A 19,146-nucleotide genomic window follows, 5' to 3' on the forward strand; every position below is an offset into this window, starting at 1 on the left:
CAAATAAGAGGTTATCCATGAAAAATGACGCTCGGCGGCTATCTATTTTGTCAACCGATGAAATAGATGAACTACCCCATTTCTCAGATGATGATCGTCGATTATATTTTGACTTAAGCGCTAAAGAGCGCGAGCTATTCGACAATACCCGAACGTATTCTGTGGCAGCCCATTTAGTATTGCAACTGGGCTATTTCAAAGCCAAACGGCAGTTTTTCAGTTATGAACAAGAATCGTCAGTACTAAATGACTTGGATTACATTGCCGCGCTGTACTTTCCCACCAAAACGCTTTCAAGACTGAAAAGTCCATCGAGACCGATTAGGGCTGAACAACAACGAGCAATTATTGAGTTATTCCAGTATCAACAATGTGATAATGAGGTAAAAGTTGATTTGGAAGGTAAAGCACAAAGGGTAGCGATGTTATCGACACAACCTATCTTTATCTTTCGTGAATTAACCCAATACTTAGCACTACACCGTATTGTCATGCCCAGTTATCGGTACATGCAAGAGATGATTGGTAGAGTGGTGGCTTATGAACGCACCCGTATTGCTCGATTACTTAGCACTTGCATGACTTCACTTATCGATCAGCAATTAGCGGCTTTGCTTCGGGCTGAGTCAGGATTGTTTCGCGTCAGCGCATTAAAACATGAAGCTAAAGATTTCAGTTATAAAGAATTGCGACATGAAGTCGCACGGCGGCAGTTTTTCCAGCCTCTACATGAGTTTGCCAAGCAGTTCCTCATAACAGCGGGGATCTCCAATGAAAGCGGCAAGTATTATGCTTCTATGGTTAAGTTTTATACCACTTATAAACTTCAACGCATGAAAAAAGAGACTGCTCAGTTATATCTGCTGTTTTTTGCTTTTCATCGGTTTCAGCAAATAAATGACAACTTAATTGAAGCATTGCTCCATTGGGTCGATCAATATGAGAAACAGGCCAAGCGTGCCGCTGAAGAAGCAATGAATAATGCGGTTACCAATGCAGCGAAAAATTTACAGGCTGCGGGTCATGTATTGAGCCTGTTTACGGATGACACCATCACCGATGACACACCTTTTTCCATTATTAAAGAAAAAGCCTATGCATTGCTTGAACAAGAAAGATTCCCATTAGTTGCTGATTACTTACGTAATATTGCTTTCGACAAAACGGCATTTGAATGGTCACATTACACAAAATTATCCGCCACATTCAAACGTAACTTAAGACAACTTTTTACTGATCTGGATTTTGCCGGACGTGTAGAAGACTCTCCTTTGCTTGAAGCTATCGCATTTTTACAAAACTTATTGCGCACAGAAAAATCACCAAGGCAAACTGACCCTAATTCATTTCCTACTGAGATTATTCCTAAAGGTTTGTTCTGGTCTAATCCCATCGGACACTTAATTTTGAGACAGTATGGTCAATAAATTAAGAGGTCTATATGAGTCTGAAAAAATCACATAAGAGTTATCCGCAGGCATTTAAAGATGAAGCCGTCTTGATGGTGCTGGAGCAAGGTTATAGCGTTGCCGATGCGGCAAAGTCTCTTGGAGTTAGCACGAGCCTGCTTTACAACTGGAAGGAAAAACACGAAGCCCTGCAACAAGGCATCACCTTAGAAGAGTCTGAGCGTGATGAGTTGAAGCGATTGCGTAGAGAAAACAAAGAATTACGCATGGAAAAAGAAATTCTAAAAAAGGCAAGCGCCTTCTTTGCGAGAGAAATGAAGTAAGATTTCGTTTCATCAAACTGCAATCTCACCTGTTTCCCATAACACTGTTATGTCGAGTAATGAGTGTCAGTAAGTCAGGCTATTACGATTGGCATAAACGCCCTGCAAACGTGATAAGCGTTGAAACACTGAAGCTTTATCGCCTTGTTCGACAGCTATTTAAGCAAAGTCGAGGCAGCTTAGGGAATCGTGAAATGGTGAAGAAATTGCGCAAGGAAGGCTACCAGGTTGGTCGCTATCTCGTTCGTAAAATTATGCACCGCCTTCGACTCAAAGCAACCCAGCGATGTGCTTACAAGGTGACGACACAGCGAAAACACTCAGATGCAGTGGCTGATAACCTGTTAAACATGAACTTTAATCCAGTATCGGCTAATCAGGTCTGGGCGGGTGACGTGACCTATTTAAAGACGGGTGAAGGCTGGATGTACTTAGCTGTGGTGATGGATTTATATTCACGCCGGATTGTGGGATGGCGCATAGACAAACGCATGACCACAGATTTGATATCCAAGGCATTAATAAAAGCCTACAACCTGCGACAACCAGCGCGAGGGCTGGTATTTCACAGTGACCGAGGCTCGCAATATACCAGTAAACAATTCGGTAGGCTGCTATCGAGCTATGGTATCCGAGCCAGCATGGGTGATGTGGGTGCGTGTTGGGATAATGCCGTTGTTGAGCGATTCTTTGGTAGCTTGAAACACGATTGGATTTTTAAAGTTGCTCAACCAACAAGGGAGTTTATGAAGCAAGATGTGACGGCTTACATCAAATATTACAACTTGGAGCGACTTCATTCTGCTAATAACGATCTGTCACCTGTAGAGTTTGAGAATTCTCAAGTAAAAGTGTCCAGTTTGGGTTGACCAGTACAGGTTTACGCCGATATTTGTTTAGTAAAGAGGGCAAAACATTTAAAACGCTTGATGTAGATCTCTATGAGTTTTTGGTCTATCGCTTACTGCGTAACTCACTGGAAGCGGGTGATGTGTACGTTAAACATAGTAATGAATTTCGCCGCTTTGAAGATGACTTAATAAGTGATCTTAGATGGCAGGATAAAGAACAAGTATTGCAAGATATTGGATCTCCGATTTTATTGACCCCCATCCAAGATACTCTGGCAGTATTTCATACTATGTTAGCAGCACGTTATAGTGCGATAAACCAACACATTTCTGATGGGATCAACAAACATATTAAAGTGATGGGTGCTGCCGAAAAGCGTCGTTGGAAGCTGCTTTATCCGAGCAGTGATGAATCTGTTAATAGCGATTTTTACAGCCAGTTACCAGGAATTGGTATTGCGGATCTACTGTGGTTTGTTGCGGGTAATACTGGATTTTTAAATGCATTTACCCATGTATTAGATCGTTATGTAAAGCATGAAGCTGATCCCCGTGAAATTTTCGCCTGTATTGTTGCGATGGGAACAAACATGGGGTTAGCAAAAATGGCTGAGGTTTCAGGCCTTAGCTCAGCATCAATGGCGGGGACATCAAGAAATTATCTACGCTTGGAGACATTACGAGCGGCTAATGATGCGATTAGTAATGCGACCAGCCAGCTACCCGCATTTCATCTCTATGATATTCAGGACACACTTCATTCAAGTAGCGATGGCCAGCGGATGGAAACGCAAATTAACACCCTTAACGCTCAATATTCTCCTAAGTATTTTGGTTTACAGAAAGGTGCCAGCGCCTACACGTTGGTTGCAAATCATGTTCCTATAAATGCAAAGATTATTGGGACTCACGAACATGAAAGCCATTACGTTTTCGATTTATTGCATAACAATACCTCTGATATAAAGCCAGAACGGCATTCCACTGACACCCATGGCACCAATCAGGTTAATTTTTGGATTTTGCATGCATTTGGATATCATTTTGCACCTCGTTATCGTGATTTGCATAAGAAAATGGATACGTTAGTCGGCTCACAACATCCCAATGAGTGTGGTGACTGGCTAATAAAGCCTGCCCGAAAAACCAACGATGAATTGATTGAACGTGAATGGCCCAATATTCAACGTATCATGGCATCGCTAGCTCAAAAAGATGTTACTCAAGCCACGATTGTTCGCAAACTCACGAGCTATTCGCGTCAGAATCAGACCAAGAAAGCATTATGGGAGTTAGAAAATATATGCCGAACGCTATACATTCTCGACTTTGTCGACGATGTTGGTTTACGTCAATGTGTACAAAAAGCATTAAATCGTGGTGAAGCCTATCATCGTCTCAGGCGGGCAGTTGCATTCGTTAACGGTGGAAAATTCAGAGTAAAAACGGAAGAGGAGCAACAAATTTGGAATGAATGCTCTCGGCTCATCACCAACGCGGTCATTTACTACAACACAGTGCTGCTATCTCGTATCTATGAACAGAAGCAAACAGTAGGAGATCAAAACGCACTAGCTCAGCTTCACAGTATTTCGCCCGTTGCATGGCAGCACATCAATATGTATGGCAATTTTGAGTTTAGTCCATCAACCTCAAAAATAGATATCGATGCATTGGTTGCTCGATATGCTGAACCAGAATATTGGCAACAAGCGTTGACGGAGAACGAGAATTCAAGTGATGAATTTTAGAGCTTAAAGCTAACTTTACATTTTTGGCGCGTTGGGCAAATTTAGCCATAAAGTGTTACCTGACAATATTACCCCGCTGATAGTCACTGACGCGGGCTTCCGTAATCCATGGTTTCGAAAAGTCGAGCAGCTCGGTTGGTATTGGCTGGGTCGTGTCAGAGGATTAAGTGTCTATCGGCTGCATCCCTTCGGTCGCCAATTTTCGCTAAAAGCGCTTTATCCCAAAGCCAGTCGTCGCGCAAAACATGTTGGGCGAGTGGCGTTATCGGTAAAGAAACCCTTGTTATGCGAGATGGTATTGTTCAGGGCTCCAAGTAAAGGCAGAAAAGGTCAGCGAAGTACGACAACAGACTGTCACCATACGGCGCAATGGACGTATGAACTAACCGCCAAAGAGCCTTGGGCACTGGTGACCAACTTGACCATAGAAGCCATGTCGCCTCAAAAACTGGTTAATATTTACCAAAAACGGATGCAAATAGAAGAAACCTTTAGAGATTTAAAAAGCCCCGCTTATGGCTTTGGTTTACGTCATAGCAGAACACGTTATGCGGCGAGGATGGACATACTGCTATTGATAGCATTATTGGTACAACTGGCATTTTGGTGGGTAGGATTATACGGAGAAACACAGCAATTACAGCGGCACTTCCAAGCCAACACGGTAAAGAAAAGGAATGTGCTATCAACAATCAGGATGGGCAAAGAACTGCTGCGGCGACGGCATGACTACCCCATATCAGCAGATGATTTGCTTTGTGCTGCGAAGAAACTAGCCCAACTCTCATTAACTCATGGTTGTTGGGGCTATGAATTATGAGGGGATCCTACAGCGTGCTGCGGCTGTGGCATACCCGAGAAAATCGTTGAACGAACACTTTAGCTCATCTGCCAATTGCACCAAGACGGAAATTTCGGTGGTTTGTGGTTCAACCACCATACTGAAATTGTGATATAAGTTTAGTTACCTTTATCCTAGATTGTGGCACTGGTCTGTGATGATCTTGATCATCATCATTGGCCGTATTTTTATCCATCATTTCTCATTTCAATACCCTCAACTTCCGTATTTCGTTGTTTGGCCACATTAGCAGTCTGACCAAATTCGCATACTTTTACCTTTAAAATAGGGGTTCCATTGAATATTTATGTACACCTTAAATATTAAGGTATACACTTGTATTTGATCATTTAAGGAGGATTTAATGGATAGCATGCAGACTACAGAGACTTTTCAAGTGCTTAAAATAGGGGCTGATGCTTATATTAAGCGTCGTAACCAACGATTATTGTCTAATCATCGGAAAGATTTGCGAAAATTTACGCGTGCGGAAGCCTTTACCTATTTGGACATTGACGCAAAAACACTTGATAAATATGTAGCTACAGCGGATTTTGATCCAAGGCGGCATGAAGATTCTCAATGGCTAATCAACATCGAAGAAATGTATCAGTTAAGAGATTTGCTGCCAGAAAACTTGCGTAAAGCATCTAAATTTAAGCGCAGTGATAACCAAAAAATGCAGGTTATTGTTATACAAAATCAAAAAGGTGGTGTTGGTAAAACCGTTTCTGCTGCAACAATCGCTTCAGGCTTGGCTACAGAGTTTCATCAAGAGTATCGAGTAGGGCTTATTGATATGGATGGTCAAGCTACCTTATCCATGTATTACGCTCCAGAAGCGGATCTAGAAGGTTGTTTATCTGTAGGCGATCTCATGATGAACAATTTTGATCTTGATGAAGGTGAGACACTTGAACAAGTCGTTTCAAACGCATTCTTACCTACAACTATACCTAATCTCCGTATTTTGCCGGCATCACAAAGTGATAGAGCTATTGAAGGTTGGTTTCATGAACAAGTATTTGGTCAAAAGTTAACGTCTCCTTACTCTCTTTTGAACACGATTATCAATGCTGTTCAAGATGAATTTGATATCATCATTATAGATACCCCTCCCTCACTAGGTTATGCAACTTATAATGCATATTTTGCCGCAACCAGTGTAGTTTTCCCGTTGTCCATCACCGAAAACGACATTGATGCTACTTGTTCCTATTTTAGTTATATCCCTCAAGTGTGGGCTTTATTGGCTAATGCTAATCATCGTGGTTATGATTTTATGAAGATTTTAATTACAAATCATCGTGATAGCGCTACAACAACCGATCTAATGAATACCTTATACGATCATTTTGCGCCTTATATGTACTCAAATGAATTTAAACATAGTGAAGCTATCCGCCAGTCATCTTCGTTACTTTCAACCGTATTTGATATGTCTAAAAGCGAATACCCTAAAAGTAAAGCCACTTTCCAAAGTGCACAGCAAAATTGTTATGAAGTAACCAGTCAAGTCCTAAGAGATATTGTGAACGTATGGCGTGAACAGGAGCAAGCATAATGGCTAAAAAACGTGGCGCAATGAGCCCTCTAGGCAACGCTGTTGGTGCCGAAGAAGCACAAAAAAATGCAGCGAAAGCTAATATTGAGTCTTTAAAACGGCAAATAACAACTGAAATTCAGAAAGTAAGTGACGATGTAACGTTATCTCTTAAAAATCTATTTGGTCTTGAATCTGTAGGTAATAGCTTCCTATGGCAATTAGCTTCGGGTGCTACCGCTACATTTACCGAAGCAACATTATCATATGAACAAGTTCGCGATAGTACCTATGTAACGTTTGATGTTAACGGGCGTGACCAGGCATTATTAAATGCTGATTCTCTACAAGATCTTGATTCATTAGCCTTCCAGCAATTTTACCCTGCTGTCGCTAGAGAAGTGAATGGTAAACTCGATGTGCTAGATGGTTCTCGACGCCGAGCTTGGTTTTTATTGCAAAATGGTAAAGTTGATATCTTTCGCATATTGGTAACTAAAGATGATATTTCACTTTCAGACGCTAAAGCATTAGCTAAGCAGCTCCAAACCGCAAAAGAACATAACTTACGTGAAATAGGCCAACAATGCTTATCGTTGGAAAAAGCGAATCCTAAGATTACACAGGCTGAAGTAGCCGCTCAACTTGGAATGAGTCAGGCTGGTGTGAGTAAAGCTTTAAAAGCCGCTAAGGTGGATGAACGTTTGGTGAAGCTTTTTCCTGTGGCTAGTGACTTGTCACATACTGACTACGCCTTGCTGAATAAAGTTATGGAAGTATATGAATTTGAAGATGAATTAATAGAGTTTATCAATGATTTGACTCAGAAAATTGTCATTATTCAGGTTGAATATTCAAGGGCAGAGCGTAAATCAGCTATCATCAAAGCGATGAAATCAGAACTTCAGATCGCTAAGGATATGAAGAGTAAAGCACTGGTTAGTGTTACCAATCTTGCGACATTTGATAGCTCAGGCATTTACGCAAGAAAGCGTATTAAAGGGCGCAACTTCGCTTATGAATTTGGTCGATTGTCTCTAGATATTCAAAAACAATTAGATATTGCAATTGTAGATGTTTTGAAAAAAAATAAATTTAACACTACAGTTGATTAGGGTCTGTTGATCTTTGCTGTACAAATGTTCTTCAGCAATACATCGGCAGCCACATTAACATAAACGCCAGTGACACCATACTGGCGTAATTTCTTGCTAGCTTGTCATATCTTGTTGATATTGCTCGATAGTGTTTTATTCTTCCAAAAGCATTCTCCACTAAATGTCGATACCGATATAAGCACCAATCGACTCTTTCTTGAGGTGTATTCTTATAGCGGCGCCTTGGAATAACAGATTTCCCGCCTTTATTGGCGATAAGTTCACGAAAAGCATCGCTGTCATAACCTTTATCTGCAATGACGGTATCAACCTGCTTCAGGTGCTCAATTAAGCTGGGGGCGTGTGTAATATCGTGTTTTTGGCCTTCTGATAATTCGAAATAAATCGGTAATCCTCCGCTGTCGACGGCTAAGTGAATTTTGGTTGAATTACCGCCTCGACTTTTACCAATACTCTCATTACTTAGCGTCGCTGCACCTGCACTGTGCTGGTGAGCTCGCACTATCGAGCCATCAATAAAGACCCATTCTATATCAGCAAGGTTGGCTAAGGCCTTGAATAAATGTGCTAGAACGCCTTTCTTAGACCATAAATGAAACCGTCTAAAGACCGTGCTCCAATGACCGAACTCTTTAGGTAAATCTCGCCAAGGGATACCTGTTCTAAGGCGGTAAAGAATACCTTCGAATGTTTGTCTATGTTCAGGTTTGTCATAAACACGGCCTGTGCTTTTCATTAAATGAAATAGCTTTTCCCAGCGTGCATCGGTTAGCATAAGTCTTGGCATGGCTTGAGGTTATGGTTACTTTTGGCGAAGCAAATTATAACGTCTTGGCATGCTGTCTAAAAATCACTCTCGAAAGATCAACAGACCCTAGTCACTTCTGCCCAAAAAACATAGATTAGTGCTGATTATGAAGCTGATATTATTACTAATATCAGCTTTTACCGAAAATAAATTATATACAGTATAAAGATGAACTGAAGTTTTTAATTGCTTGTTCAATAAAACGCAACTTGAACAGGTAAATTCGGCTCTTTAGTTTAATCATTGGCTATAGATTTCATCATCGTTGCTTTACCCTAAGATAGACTATAGTCTGGTTTTAGCGCCGAACGCTGCCATTTCTCGTTAGTTTCTAGCTAACGCACTTTTGCCCAGCTTTAGCTCGCTTTCACCACTTACGTTAAGACTTTTACCACTGCTGTTTGGATAAATGATGAAAGTAAATTATACGATTTTTTATATTTTGTATTGGTCGTCTGATTTATTTTGATACGAATGAACCGTCATCTTTACTATCAGCGTAAATACCACAATAGAGGGATTATGTTCAGTTTTTTTATTAATATTTTCAAGTTATTAAAAGCTATTGTTGTTGGAGTGAAAAATGATCAGGATTTCCGTATTTTATTGTTTTTACTCGTTACAATACTAATTGGTTCAACTCTTTTCTATTCAAGTGTTGAGGGGTGGAGTAAAGTTGACGCACTGTATTTTTCAGTAATGACCATGTCAACAATCGGCTATGGTGATTTAGTACCAACAACTGACATGTCTAAAATATTTACCATCATTTTTTCCTTTCTAAGTATTGGTATTTTTGTATCATTAAATACAAAAATAGTTGTAATGACATTGAATCAAAAAAAACAAAAATTGTTTGATAGAAAGCTTAGAAAGGATAATGAGGAAGTTAAAAAACACACCCAAAGCAACACCTAAAAGCGTCGATATCTCACAACAAAGGTAAATGAGTTAGACATTAAGCGTTTAACAACAAGTCTTTATGTCGTCTCCTTGTATAGAATGTCGATTTGTCTTGTTGTGGGTAATTAGTTTGATTTGCACTCAATTTACTCTCTAGCCACTTTGTATCAGTCGCGTTAAGGTGTTATCCACTATTGAAGCTTGATAGTGAACAGGAAGAAAAATGTTAATGTTTTAACATGGTTAGCTAAACTTACCTCGTAAAGTACTATATTTTCAAAAGGTTAACTGATATGAAAACTAGCGCCGTAGTTAATTTACTAATAGCTTTATTTATAGCCGTTCCTGCTACTGCACAGGAACAGGGAAAATCAATTACGGTCTTTACTGCGAAAAAGATCGTCACTATGGATCCAACTCAACCGACTGCAACTGCAATTGCTGTTCGAGATGGGATGATACTTGGGGTTGGTTCACTGCAAGATCTTGCGCCCTGGCTAAAAGGTAGCATGTACACCATCAATGACCAGTTCAAAGAGAATGTTATATTGCCTGGTTTTATCGATCCACATATGCATCCGATGCTTGGTGCAATTGCCTTCCAAACCGTATGGATTACCCCTGAACCTTGGAATGTCATGGGTCATAAGACACCTGCAACCATAGGTGAAAAAGCGTATCGTGCGACCCTCAAAAAAGCGTTTGACTCTCGCGACCCAAATGCTCCAATTTTTATGACTTGGGGCTTCAGCTCTGATACGCATGGGGAGTTGTCAGGCAGACTATTAGATGACATCTCTAAGGATGTTCCCATTCTTGTATTGCAACGTTCATTGCATGAAGCTTATATCAACACACCTCTTTTAACGTTACTAAAGACTAAGGGATTGAACCCAAATAAATTTAAAGACCACTTACAAATTGATTGGAGTAAGAACCACTTTTGGGAAGATGGTTTGTTCAGTGTTGTGCTGCCCTTTATGTCTAGTTTCCTACTCGATCCCAACGCGGCCGATCCGGGGTATTTAAAAACGCGTGACTATCTGACTTACAACGGGGTAACAACGGTCGCGGATATGAATACCGGCGGCACAAATTGGGAGCTCGAAATATCTGCCCTGAAACGTAACTTAGATACGCCCGAATCTCCTATCAGAGTTCGGCTGACACCTGATGTTATGAAACTGGCTGCTGCTTTAAAAAGTCCGGAAGCGGCAATGACATTAGTCAACCAAATGAAACAACATAATACTGACAACCTGGTTTTCAATGGTGGTATTAAACTATTTGCTGATGGCGCGATGTTTTCGCAAGCAATGCAAATTAATGCCCCAGGTTATATCGACGGTCACAAAGGTGAGTGGATAACCCAACCCTCATCCTTTGTCGAATTTGCTCGCAGCTACTGGAATGCTGGTTATCAAATCCATGTTCATACTAATGGCGACGGCGGTGCGAAGATGGTTCTCGATACTTTGCAAGAATTGGAAAATGATAAACCACGAGCCGATCATCGTTTCACTGTTGAACATTATGGTTACGCTGATGATGGTACTTCACGCCGAATCGCAAAATTAGACGCTCAGGTTTCAGCTAATCCCTTCTACCTTTTTGATTTGGGTGATCGGTATGCTGAAAATGGACTTGGTTTCGATCGCGCGGCTCGTATTGCGCCTTTGGGCGGTTTGGCTAGCCGTAATGTGCCCGTAGCGCTACACTCTGATTTCCCTATGGCACCTGCAGAGCCACTATTTCTTGCTTGGACCGCTATGTCGCGGGAAACATTGTCAGGTAAGGTTTTTTCCCCCTCCGAGCGATTGACTCTCGATCAGGCCATTCGTGCCATTACAATTGATGCAGCCTACATGATTGGGATGGAAAATGAGGTAGGCAGTATCGAAGCTGGCAAGTTGGCCGATTTTGCTGTACTCGATAAAGATCCCTATGAAGTCGGTATGAAAGGACTTCGTGATATTAAGGTGTGGGGGACAGTGTTTAGGGGAAAAGTGCACCAGGCGAAGAAATGAGCCTGAACAATTATCTTACCGTGCTTAACGTTGAATCACTCTAAGACAGACTGATTAGCTTACTCGCTTTAGGCGGGGAACGAAAACCAATGAGTTGCCAGAGCGGGGAAGCTTATAACATTTAACGGTAATGTTAATTGCCAATAATAAGATGAAACCCTTAGACTCGGAAAAGATCTTCCGGTCTAAAGGTTCCACTTTCGTAACGGCTAATGAGAATGATGTAAGACTCCTGCAGCGACCATTGCTGTTGTGGCTACAGCTTGGCAACGAGGAGAGTCAATACAACCACCATGGTTAACCTTGTCACTTGTTTGTTGTTCATTTCGTTTGTATACCGTTTTGCCTTCTTTAATCGTTTCAATTATCTGAATATCAGCCAGTTTTTCTGCGGGTATTGTTAGTGGGTTATCAGATAAAATTACCAAATCTGCCAGTTTGCCTACTTCCAGTGAGCCTTTACTCTCTTCCTCTTTATACTGGGTGGCCGCCCAAATGGTTTGAGATTTTAAGCCCTCCAATGGTGATGCTTTTTGCGCTGGGCCTAATACTCGCCCTGTTCGACTGATACGATTTACCGTTGCAGAGTAAACACGCATTGAATTTGGAAGTGCAACTGGAGAGTCATGGTGAGAGGTGTAAATCATGCCTAACTCTCTTGCCCAACCCGTGGGGGAAATATTTTGGGCCCTTTCTTTACCTAATACCGAGTCCATATGCCAATCGCCCCAGTAGAAGGTATGCATGGGAAAGAAAGAAGGGAATACGCCGAGACGCTTAAAGCGCTCAATCTGATCTTGACGTGCCGTTTGTGCATGAATAGCGACAAAACCCCGATCGGGTTTCCCATATATTTTCTCGCTAGCTTCAATCCCTTTTAGTAGTTGATCTATCGCGGCATCGCCATTGACATGGGTGAGTAATTGCCAGCCTTTACTTTGAGCTAAGGCAATATATTCTGCCGCTTTTTCATCACTCATACTCGGATAGCCTTTATAATCAGGCTCTTGTCCTACGGGGGGAATTAAGTAAGGTTTTGTTAACCAAGCAGTCTTTCCTTGAGGTGAACCATCGAGATTTAACTTGGCTCCCGCTACACGAAACCCGTTGTTATAGTGAGCAGAAAAATAGGGAGGAGCAATAACTTCCTGCGCGGTTTGAATATCAGGATAAGCGGCGACATCAATCGGCAATTTTTGTTGCTGTGCTAGGTTATACATGGTTTTTACAGCGGAGCTTGAGGCTCGACCTTCTTGAGCCGTGGTATAACCAAAGCTAGCATAGAGCTTCATTCCTGCATTGAAAATGGCCTCATTTTCTGTTTCATTTAATTTGGCAAATAGCGGCAGCAGAGTGCCAAAAAATGCGGTTTCCTCTAATACGCCATTTGGGGTTTTTCCATCGGCCTCTCGGCGAATTTTGCCTCCTTCAGGATCTTTACTGTTCGAGTTAAAGCCTGCGAGCGTCAATGCTTTGGTATTTAAAGTGGCTAAGTGACCTGATTGGTGGATGATAAGAATGGGAATATCATTAGATACTGCATCTAATTCTTGGCGCGTTGGATGTCTTTGTTCAGCCAATTGCGAATCGTCATACCCAAATCCGAGTATGATGCCGTGCTTGGCATTTTCGGGTTTCTTGGCCCAAACCGTTAACTCCCGTTGAAGTGCGGCAATATCATTCACGTGCCCATCTGGAAGAGCGAGTAGGTTTGCTGATAGCGCTTGGATCCCTGTGTTGAATACATGACCGTGTCCATCTATAAACCCTGGGATAAGTGTTTTACCGTTTAGATTGACCACTTGGGTATTGCTACCCTTTAGCTTCAATAAATCAGATGTCTTGCCTAGGGCGAGAATTCGCCCATTCTTCACTGCTAATGCCTCGGCTGTAGGGGCTGAATCGGTTACTGTCACAATGTTGCCGCCAATATAAATGGTTTCGGCATCGGTTTTTGGGGGGCTTGATGCATGAACGAATGGACTCAAGCTTAAACAGACAACAACTGACGATATGAACTTCATTGAGTGGCTCCGTGTGATACTTCACTATAAGATTGTACGCGTTACTATTGTAAGTGATTACATAATGGTTAGATTCATTTTAGTATGTAATAAAGGCGTTGTTGATTAAATCATTTCATAGAACGTAATCGTTCCAAGACTTCTGGTCGATTAAGCAACTTGCTGGCGAACGGGCATACCCAATCTAATGACGTTGCTCATCGAGGGCGTTCAAAATTCTGTGTCAGGCTAATTTTTAAATTTCTAGCACGCTATCTAAACGTCCTTCAAAATAAATCGCTAACTGAGATAAACAAAGGCTCCAATTGTGGATTGGCATAGTCCATTTATCTGAGGCGTTTAATATGCCTGCGTAAAGTAGCTTCAACAAGCTATTTTCATTAGGAAATGCACCTTTGGTTTTGGTGAGCTTTCTAAATTGGCGATGTACAGCCTCAACCGCATTGGTCGTGTAAATCACTTTCCTGATATGTTCTGGGTACTTAAAATAATGGGACAAATTATGCCATTTGCGACGCCAAGAGTTGATTACCAACGGATAAGCATCACCCCATTTGGCCTCCAGTTCGTCCAATGCCATCTCTGCGGCTTCTTTACTCACGGCTCGATACACAGGCTTTAAATCAGCCATAAACGCTTTCTGATTTTTTGAGGCGACATACTTCATTGAGTTGCGGATCTGGTGGATAACGCATAGCTGTGTTTCCGTATGAGGGAAGATACTGGCTATGGCCTCAGGGAAACCGGTCAAGCCGTCAACACAGGCGATAAGAATATCTTTTACACCACGATTATTCAGATCGGTCAGTACGGATAGCCAGTAATTAGCGCCTTCATTTTCGGATAAGTGAAGCCCTAAAATTTCCTTTTTTCCTTTCATATTAAGCGCTAACAATGTGTAAACGGCTTTACTGACGTAACGCCCATCCTCTTTGACTTTATAATGTATCGCATCAAGCCACACGATAGGATAATGGCTATCTAATGGGCGCTGCTGCCACGCTTTAAGTTCGGGGATGAGTTTGTCAGTGATAGCACTGACTGTTGCGTTAGACACATTGAGCCCATACATATCTTCAACATGTTGATTAATATCGCGATAGCTCATACCTATACTGAACATCGACAACACTTTACGTTCGATTTCATCGGTTAGTGTAGTTTGATTTTTCTTAATCAACTGAGGCTCAAAGGTGCCATTGCGGTCTCTAGGCGCGTCTAACTCAAAGTTACCGGACGGATGCTTAATGGTCTTAGGGGTTTTGCCATTTTTACGATTAGGCTGAGGATCATGTGCTAAATGCTGCTCAAGCTCAGCCCTGAAGAATCCCCTGATGATTTTCAGATAAATCATTAAATTAGAGTGAACTTGCACCTTGAAGTGTGATCAGATGGAAGTGCGAACAAACATCAATCACAGGGCATCAAGGTGCAAGTGTTAACTATCTTACATCAATCTCTCTATCAACATTGTCCAGAAATCCATCAAAAGCGACTGAATACACTCATGGTCGCCTGCAAAGCCCTCATCAACGCGGATTGTCTCACCCTCACGCATTTAGGGCGGCACATTGATGGCACCAGCACTCATACTAAACACTCAATAAAACGCATGGATAGATTATTGGGCAACCCGCACCTTCACCATGAAAGACTGGCTGTTTATCAGTGGCATGCAAAGTGGCTGCTAACAGCACATACGATGCCGACCATACTGGTGGATTGGTCTGATATGCGTGAAGGTCGTGAACTGATTGCACTACGCGCCTCTATTGCGATTAAGGGCCGCTCTATCACGCTCTACGAGCGAACATTTCCGTTAGTACTACAAGGCACACAAACTGCCCATAATCAGTTTCTGAATGAACTCCATAAAGTGTTACCTGACAATATTACCCCGCTGATAGTCACTGACGCGGGCTTCCGTAATCCATGGTTTCGAAAAGTCGAGCAGCTCGGTTGGTATTGGCTGGGTCGTGTCAGAGGATTAAGTGTCTATCGGCTGCACCCCTTCGGTCGCCAATTTTCGCTAAAAGCGCTTTATCCCAAAGCCAGTCGTCGCGCAAAACATGTTGGGCGAGTGGCGTTATCGGTAAAGAAACCCTTGTTATGCGAGATGGTATTGTTCAGGGCTCCAAGTAAAGGCAGAAAAGGTCAGCGAAGTACGACAACAGACTGTCACCATACGGCGCAATGGACGTATGAACTGACCGCCAAAGAGCCTTGGGCACTGGTGACCAACTTGACCATAGAAGCCATGTCGCCTCAAAAACTGGTTAATATTTACCAAAAACGGATGCAAATAGAAGAAACCTTTAGAGATTTAAAAAGCCCCGCTTATGGCTTTGGTTTACGTCATAGCAGAACACGTTATGCGGCGAGGATGGACATACTGCTATTGATAGCATTATTGGTACAACTGGCATTTTGGTGGGTAGGATTATACGGAGAAACACAGCAATTACAGCGGCACTTCCAAGCCAACACGGTAAAGAAAAGGAATGTGCTATCAACAATCAGGATGGGCAAAGAACTGCTGCGGCGACGGCATGACTACCCCATATCAGCAGATGATTTGCTTTGTGCTGCGAAGAAACTAGCCCAACTCTCATTAACTCATGGTTGTTGGGGCTATGAATTATGAGGGGATCCTACAGAGCTCAGCCTGGAGAGCCGCTTCAGTGAGTTGCTTGATCAGTGGGCCAAGAATGCTGTCTTTACCTGTGAGGCTTTTACCTGACTGCAGATCTTTAAGGGCTTGTTCGAAGTTAAAAGGTTGGGTCATGTGTCATTCCTGTTTTTGAATATTTTACTGAAATGACACAGAATTATGAACACTACCTGCTCATCGCCTTCACACCTGCCAACGCCTCTGCGACTTGCCCATTTTAGCATTGGACTATTCAAGGTTCTGTCGCAAAGTTGACAATAAGAGTTTAACAGTGAATGATCTTTCGATATGAATTTGGAGCATCCACTGCATGCCCCTCAATTTTTCTGGCAGACATTTTCCATCTGATATCATCATGCAAGCGCTACGATATTACCTTGCCTATAAACTTAGTTACCGTGAAATTGAGGAAATGTTCGCAGAGCGAAACATTCATTTTGACCACTCAACACTGAACCGCTGGGTTATCAAATATGCACCTCTGCTCGAAGCCATATTCAGGAAGAAAAAGCGTCCAATATCTGGCTCGTGGCGAATGGATGAAACTTACATAAAAATGAAGGGGCAGTGGGCTTACTATTATCGTGCAGTGGATAAATTCAGCGCGGTGATTGATTTTTACTTGAGTGAAACCCGTGATGAGAAGGCCGCACACGCTTTTTTCACTAAAGCTATCAATCAACATGGCTTACCTGAGAAGGTGGTTATTGATAAAAGTGGCGCCAATGCTGCAGCGTTAGATACTGTTAACATTCGGCTGTGGCTATCAGGATGTATGCTCTTTATGATTGAGGTGCTTACCGTTAAATATTTGAATAATATTGTCGAGCAAAGCCACCGAAAAGTGAAGGGTAAAATTAATGCCTAGGCTGGAAGTCTTGGGAAGGGGCTGAGTCAACACTGGCTGGCGTTGAGCTTTGGTCCATGATTAAGTTGGGGCAAATGGACACGGCTCAAATGATGACCCCGTGGGAACAATTTTATTCTTTAACGGCCTAGTTGTATCTGAAGGATACTGCCCCTTCAATTTGGAGCGGCAAGATCTCAGTTTGCGACAGAACCGCTTAAGTCACCAATGCCGCTTCAGTGAGTTTAAGGCCCGTAAGGTCTTTACTATCACGCAGAAATTTGAACACTACCATTCCGTTTTCACCATTTTCAAAATATTAAATTGGAGATTTTATGTTTAAAAACATGACTTTAGCACAGAGATTGATCTCTGTTTTTTTTATTCTTTCTTTACTTGTTTTGGGGGTAGCTTGGTTTTCAGTTGTTCAACTTGCTGGTTTGCATAGTAATACAACTAAAATTACTGAGAATCTGATCCCTTCTATTCGTTCGTCCGCTCAAATGCATATTGCCTTGCTTGATGCACGGCGTAACGAATTGAATATGGTTATTGACGTGATGACACACGATTCCGCAGCAATAGAGATTAGCAAACAGCGCTTTGAGACAGCCAAAAGCGAATTTGAAGCTGGCGCCCAACAATATGCCAAACTGAATTTTGTGTCTGAGCAAGATGAACAACTGTTTATTAAACTTGGCGAGGCTGCCGAAAAATATTTCTCTGCACACTCGTCATTGGTTTCTGCGATTGACCAAGGAGATATGGCAAGTGCAAATATAATGATCAAAACATTGACCAGACAGACTTTAGAGGTAGCAGGTGAAGAAACGATGAATTTGCGACATGAAAATGATCGCGCTGCACAGGAGATGGTATTACAGAGTGAGAATGCCTATAAAACAGCCAAAATGCTCAGCATTATAGTGGGTTTTAGTACAATATTTTTTGTGGTGGTTATGGCATTTTTGCTGATTCGTCAGATCCAAAACCCCATAATGTGGTTATTGAAACAAACTCATGAGGTATCTGCTGGCAACTTAACGAATAAACTCAACATGAATGCGTTTGCCCGTGATGAGTTTGGTCAGTTGGCAGAGAGTTTTAACGAGATGCAAGATAACTTGCATATGTTGGTTAGCGAGGTTTCTAACTCTATAGTACAACTTAGCTCCGCAGCGGAAGAGATCAGTTCAGTTGCTTTGCATTCTTCCAACAATATGGAGACTCAGCAAAATGAGTTAAACCAGTTGGCAACCGCAATGCATGAGATGCAGGCTACTGTGCAAGACGTCGCTCGTAATACCAACGATGCCGCTAATGCAGCGACACAGGCAAGTGACACCGCTACACAAGGTAGTGAAACTGTGAATGACTCGATTGTACGAATTGATAAGGTTGCCGGAGCAATAGAAGCAACTGCTGTAGTGATCCGCAAATTAGGAGATGATAGTCGTAATATCGGGATGGTCTTGGAGGTGATCCAAGGTATCGCAGAACAAACCAACTTGTTAGCATTGAATGCGGCCATTGAAGCTGCAAGGGCTGGCGAGCAAGGTAGAGGGTTTGCTGTTGTGGCTGATGAGGTACGAACACTAGCTAAACGGACACAGGACTCAACCTCTCACATCAATAGTATCATTTCTGAATTACAGCTACGGGCCAATGAAGCAGAGGAAACAATGCAACAAAGCCAAGAGATGATGATAGAAACTGTTTGCAAGGCAAGAGAAGCTGGTGAGTCGATTGCTAAAATAAGCAGCTCAGTGAGTTGTATTTCTCAAATGAATATTCAGATTGCTACCGCAACGGAAGAACAGGGAGCCGTAAGCGAAGAGCTAAACCGTAATGTGGCAAATATTAGCGGGGCTTCCGAAGATGTGGCAACCGGCGCGAAACAGATGGCAATGGCATGTAACGATTTAAGTCATCTGGCCACGCAGTTACAGGATATGGTGAAGAAGTTTCATATTTAACCGACTTTGTTTCCTAAATAACTTGAGATCGGTTTAACGAACCATAACGGTAGT

11 protein-coding genes and 4 pseudogenes are annotated in these 19,146 nt (G+C 42.1%); 11 read left to right on the forward strand and 4 right to left on the reverse strand.

Annotated features, from left to right (window positions below; translation table 11 throughout):
- Positions 1–17: 17 nt before the first annotated feature.
- The 6 genes and pseudogenes from SO_RS22550 to SO_RS22575 all read left to right on the forward strand — a co-directional run.
- Positions 18–1,376 (forward strand): annotated as a pseudogene (locus SO_RS22550) (DUF4158 domain-containing protein); the annotation flags it as partial.
- A 65-nt stretch (positions 1,377–1,441) separates the two neighbouring features.
- A protein-coding gene (locus tag SO_RS22555) for an IS3-like element ISSod1 family transposase (RefSeq protein ID WP_141135407.1) occupies positions 1,442–2,601 on the forward strand; the annotation gives its coding sequence in 2 pieces (ribosomal slippage) (positions 1,442–1,691 and positions 1,691–2,601; 1,161 coding nt in all).
- A gap of 11 nt (positions 2,602–2,612) precedes the next feature.
- Positions 2,613–4,334 (forward strand): annotated as a pseudogene (locus tag SO_RS22560) (Tn3 family transposase); the annotation flags it as partial.
- Positions 4,335–4,380: 46 nt separating this feature from the next.
- Positions 4,381–5,154, forward strand: a pseudogene (locus SO_RS22565) (IS4-like element ISSod3 family transposase); the annotation flags it as partial.
- 385 nt (positions 5,155–5,539) lie between these two features.
- Positions 5,540–6,739 carry a ParA family protein gene (locus SO_RS22570; RefSeq protein ID WP_011074409.1) on the forward strand — a complete coding sequence of 400 codons (1,200 nt, stop codon included), beginning with the start codon at positions 5,540–5,542 and terminating at the stop codon, positions 6,737–6,739.
- On the forward strand, positions 6,739–7,833 hold the full coding sequence (locus SO_RS22575) for a ParB family protein (RefSeq protein ID WP_011074410.1): 1,095 nt from the start codon (positions 6,739–6,741) through the stop codon (positions 7,831–7,833). Before SO_RS22570 ends, SO_RS22575 begins: the two co-directional genes overlap by 1 nt.
- A gap of 31 nt (positions 7,834–7,864) precedes the next feature.
- Here SO_RS22575 and SO_RS22580 read toward each other — a convergent pair whose 3' ends face one another.
- Complete coding sequence (locus SO_RS22580; RefSeq protein WP_011071076.1) at positions 7,865–8,623, reverse strand: IS5-like element ISSod6 family transposase; 759 nt, start codon at positions 8,621–8,623, stop codon at positions 7,865–7,867.
- A gap of 543 nt (positions 8,624–9,166) precedes the next feature.
- Here SO_RS22580 and SO_RS22585 point away from each other — a divergent pair.
- Together SO_RS22585 and SO_RS22590 are read left to right on the forward strand one after the other, a co-directional pair.
- Entirely contained in the window at positions 9,167–9,562 is a 396-nt protein-coding gene (locus SO_RS22585; RefSeq protein ID WP_011074411.1) for a potassium channel family protein, read from the forward strand.
- Between the two features lie 278 nt (positions 9,563–9,840).
- Positions 9,841–11,574 (forward strand): amidohydrolase, encoded by a 1,734-nt coding sequence (locus SO_RS22590; protein ID WP_011074412.1) that lies wholly within the window; start codon positions 9,841–9,843, stop codon positions 11,572–11,574.
- Positions 11,575–11,783: 209 nt separating this feature from the next.
- Here the strand turns inward: SO_RS22590 and SO_RS22595 are convergent, their stop codons facing one another.
- Together SO_RS22595 and SO_RS22600 are read right to left on the reverse strand one after the other, a co-directional pair.
- Positions 11,784–13,598 (reverse strand): amidohydrolase, encoded by a 1,815-nt coding sequence (locus SO_RS22595; protein WP_011074413.1) that lies wholly within the window; start codon positions 13,596–13,598, stop codon positions 11,784–11,786.
- Between the two features lie 235 nt (positions 13,599–13,833).
- Positions 13,834–14,919, reverse strand: a pseudogene (locus SO_RS22600) (IS256-like element ISSod4 family transposase); the annotation flags it as partial.
- A gap of 108 nt (positions 14,920–15,027) precedes the next feature.
- Here SO_RS22600 and SO_RS22605 point away from each other — a divergent pair.
- Positions 15,028–16,242: an IS4-like element ISSod3 family transposase gene (locus SO_RS22605; RefSeq protein WP_011070548.1), complete on the forward strand. Its 1,215-nt coding sequence runs from the start codon at positions 15,028–15,030 to the stop codon at positions 16,240–16,242.
- Here the strand turns inward: SO_RS22605 and SO_RS22610 are convergent.
- Positions 16,237–16,383 carry a hypothetical protein gene (locus SO_RS22610; RefSeq protein WP_164925942.1) on the reverse strand — a complete coding sequence of 49 codons (147 nt, stop codon included), beginning with the start codon at positions 16,381–16,383 and terminating at the stop codon, positions 16,237–16,239. The genes SO_RS22605 and SO_RS22610 overlap by 6 nt on opposite strands.
- 196 nt (positions 16,384–16,579) lie before the next feature.
- Here SO_RS22610 and SO_RS22615 point away from each other — a divergent pair, with 196 nt between their 5' ends.
- Positions 16,580–17,137, forward strand: a complete 558-nt coding sequence (locus SO_RS22615; RefSeq protein WP_011074415.1) for an IS6-like element ISSod8 family transposase — start codon at positions 16,580–16,582, stop codon at positions 17,135–17,137.
- A gap of 314 nt (positions 17,138–17,451) precedes the next feature.
- The gene (locus SO_RS22620) at positions 17,452–19,092 is read left to right on the forward strand and encodes a methyl-accepting chemotaxis protein (protein WP_011074416.1); all 1,641 of its coding nucleotides are present in this window, start codon (positions 17,452–17,454) and stop codon (positions 19,090–19,092) included.
- Positions 19,093–19,146: the final 54 nt, after the last annotated feature.

This window comes from Shewanella oneidensis MR-1 (assembly GCF_000146165.2).
In the GTDB taxonomy this organism is placed as follows: domain Bacteria; phylum Pseudomonadota; class Gammaproteobacteria; order Enterobacterales; family Shewanellaceae; genus Shewanella; species Shewanella oneidensis.

Excerpts from the sequence above, each read along its gene's own strand:
- SO_RS22570 (WP_011074409.1), top strand. The coding sequence starts at position 5,540 with ATGGATAGCATGCAGACTACAGAGACTTTTCAAGTGCTTAAAATAGGG.
- SO_RS22575 (WP_011074410.1), top strand. The coding sequence starts at position 6,739 with ATGGCTAAAAAACGTGGCGCAATGAGCCCTCTAGGCAACGCTGTTGGT.
- SO_RS22580 (WP_011071076.1), bottom strand. The coding sequence starts at position 8,623 with ATGCCAAGACTTATGCTAACCGATGCACGCTGGGAAAAGCTATTTCAT.
- SO_RS22585 (WP_011074411.1), top strand. The coding sequence starts at position 9,167 with ATGTTCAGTTTTTTTATTAATATTTTCAAGTTATTAAAAGCTATTGTT.
- SO_RS22590 (WP_011074412.1), top strand. The coding sequence starts at position 9,841 with ATGAAAACTAGCGCCGTAGTTAATTTACTAATAGCTTTATTTATAGCC.
- SO_RS22595 (WP_011074413.1), bottom strand. The coding sequence starts at position 13,598 with ATGAAGTTCATATCGTCAGTTGTTGTCTGTTTAAGCTTGAGTCCATTC.
- SO_RS22610 (WP_164925942.1), bottom strand. The coding sequence starts at position 16,383 with ATGACCCAACCTTTTAACTTCGAACAAGCCCTTAAAGATCTGCAGTCA.
- SO_RS22615 (WP_011074415.1), top strand. The coding sequence starts at position 16,580 with ATGCCCCTCAATTTTTCTGGCAGACATTTTCCATCTGATATCATCATG.
- SO_RS22620 (WP_011074416.1), top strand. The coding sequence starts at position 17,452 with ATGTTTAAAAACATGACTTTAGCACAGAGATTGATCTCTGTTTTTTTT.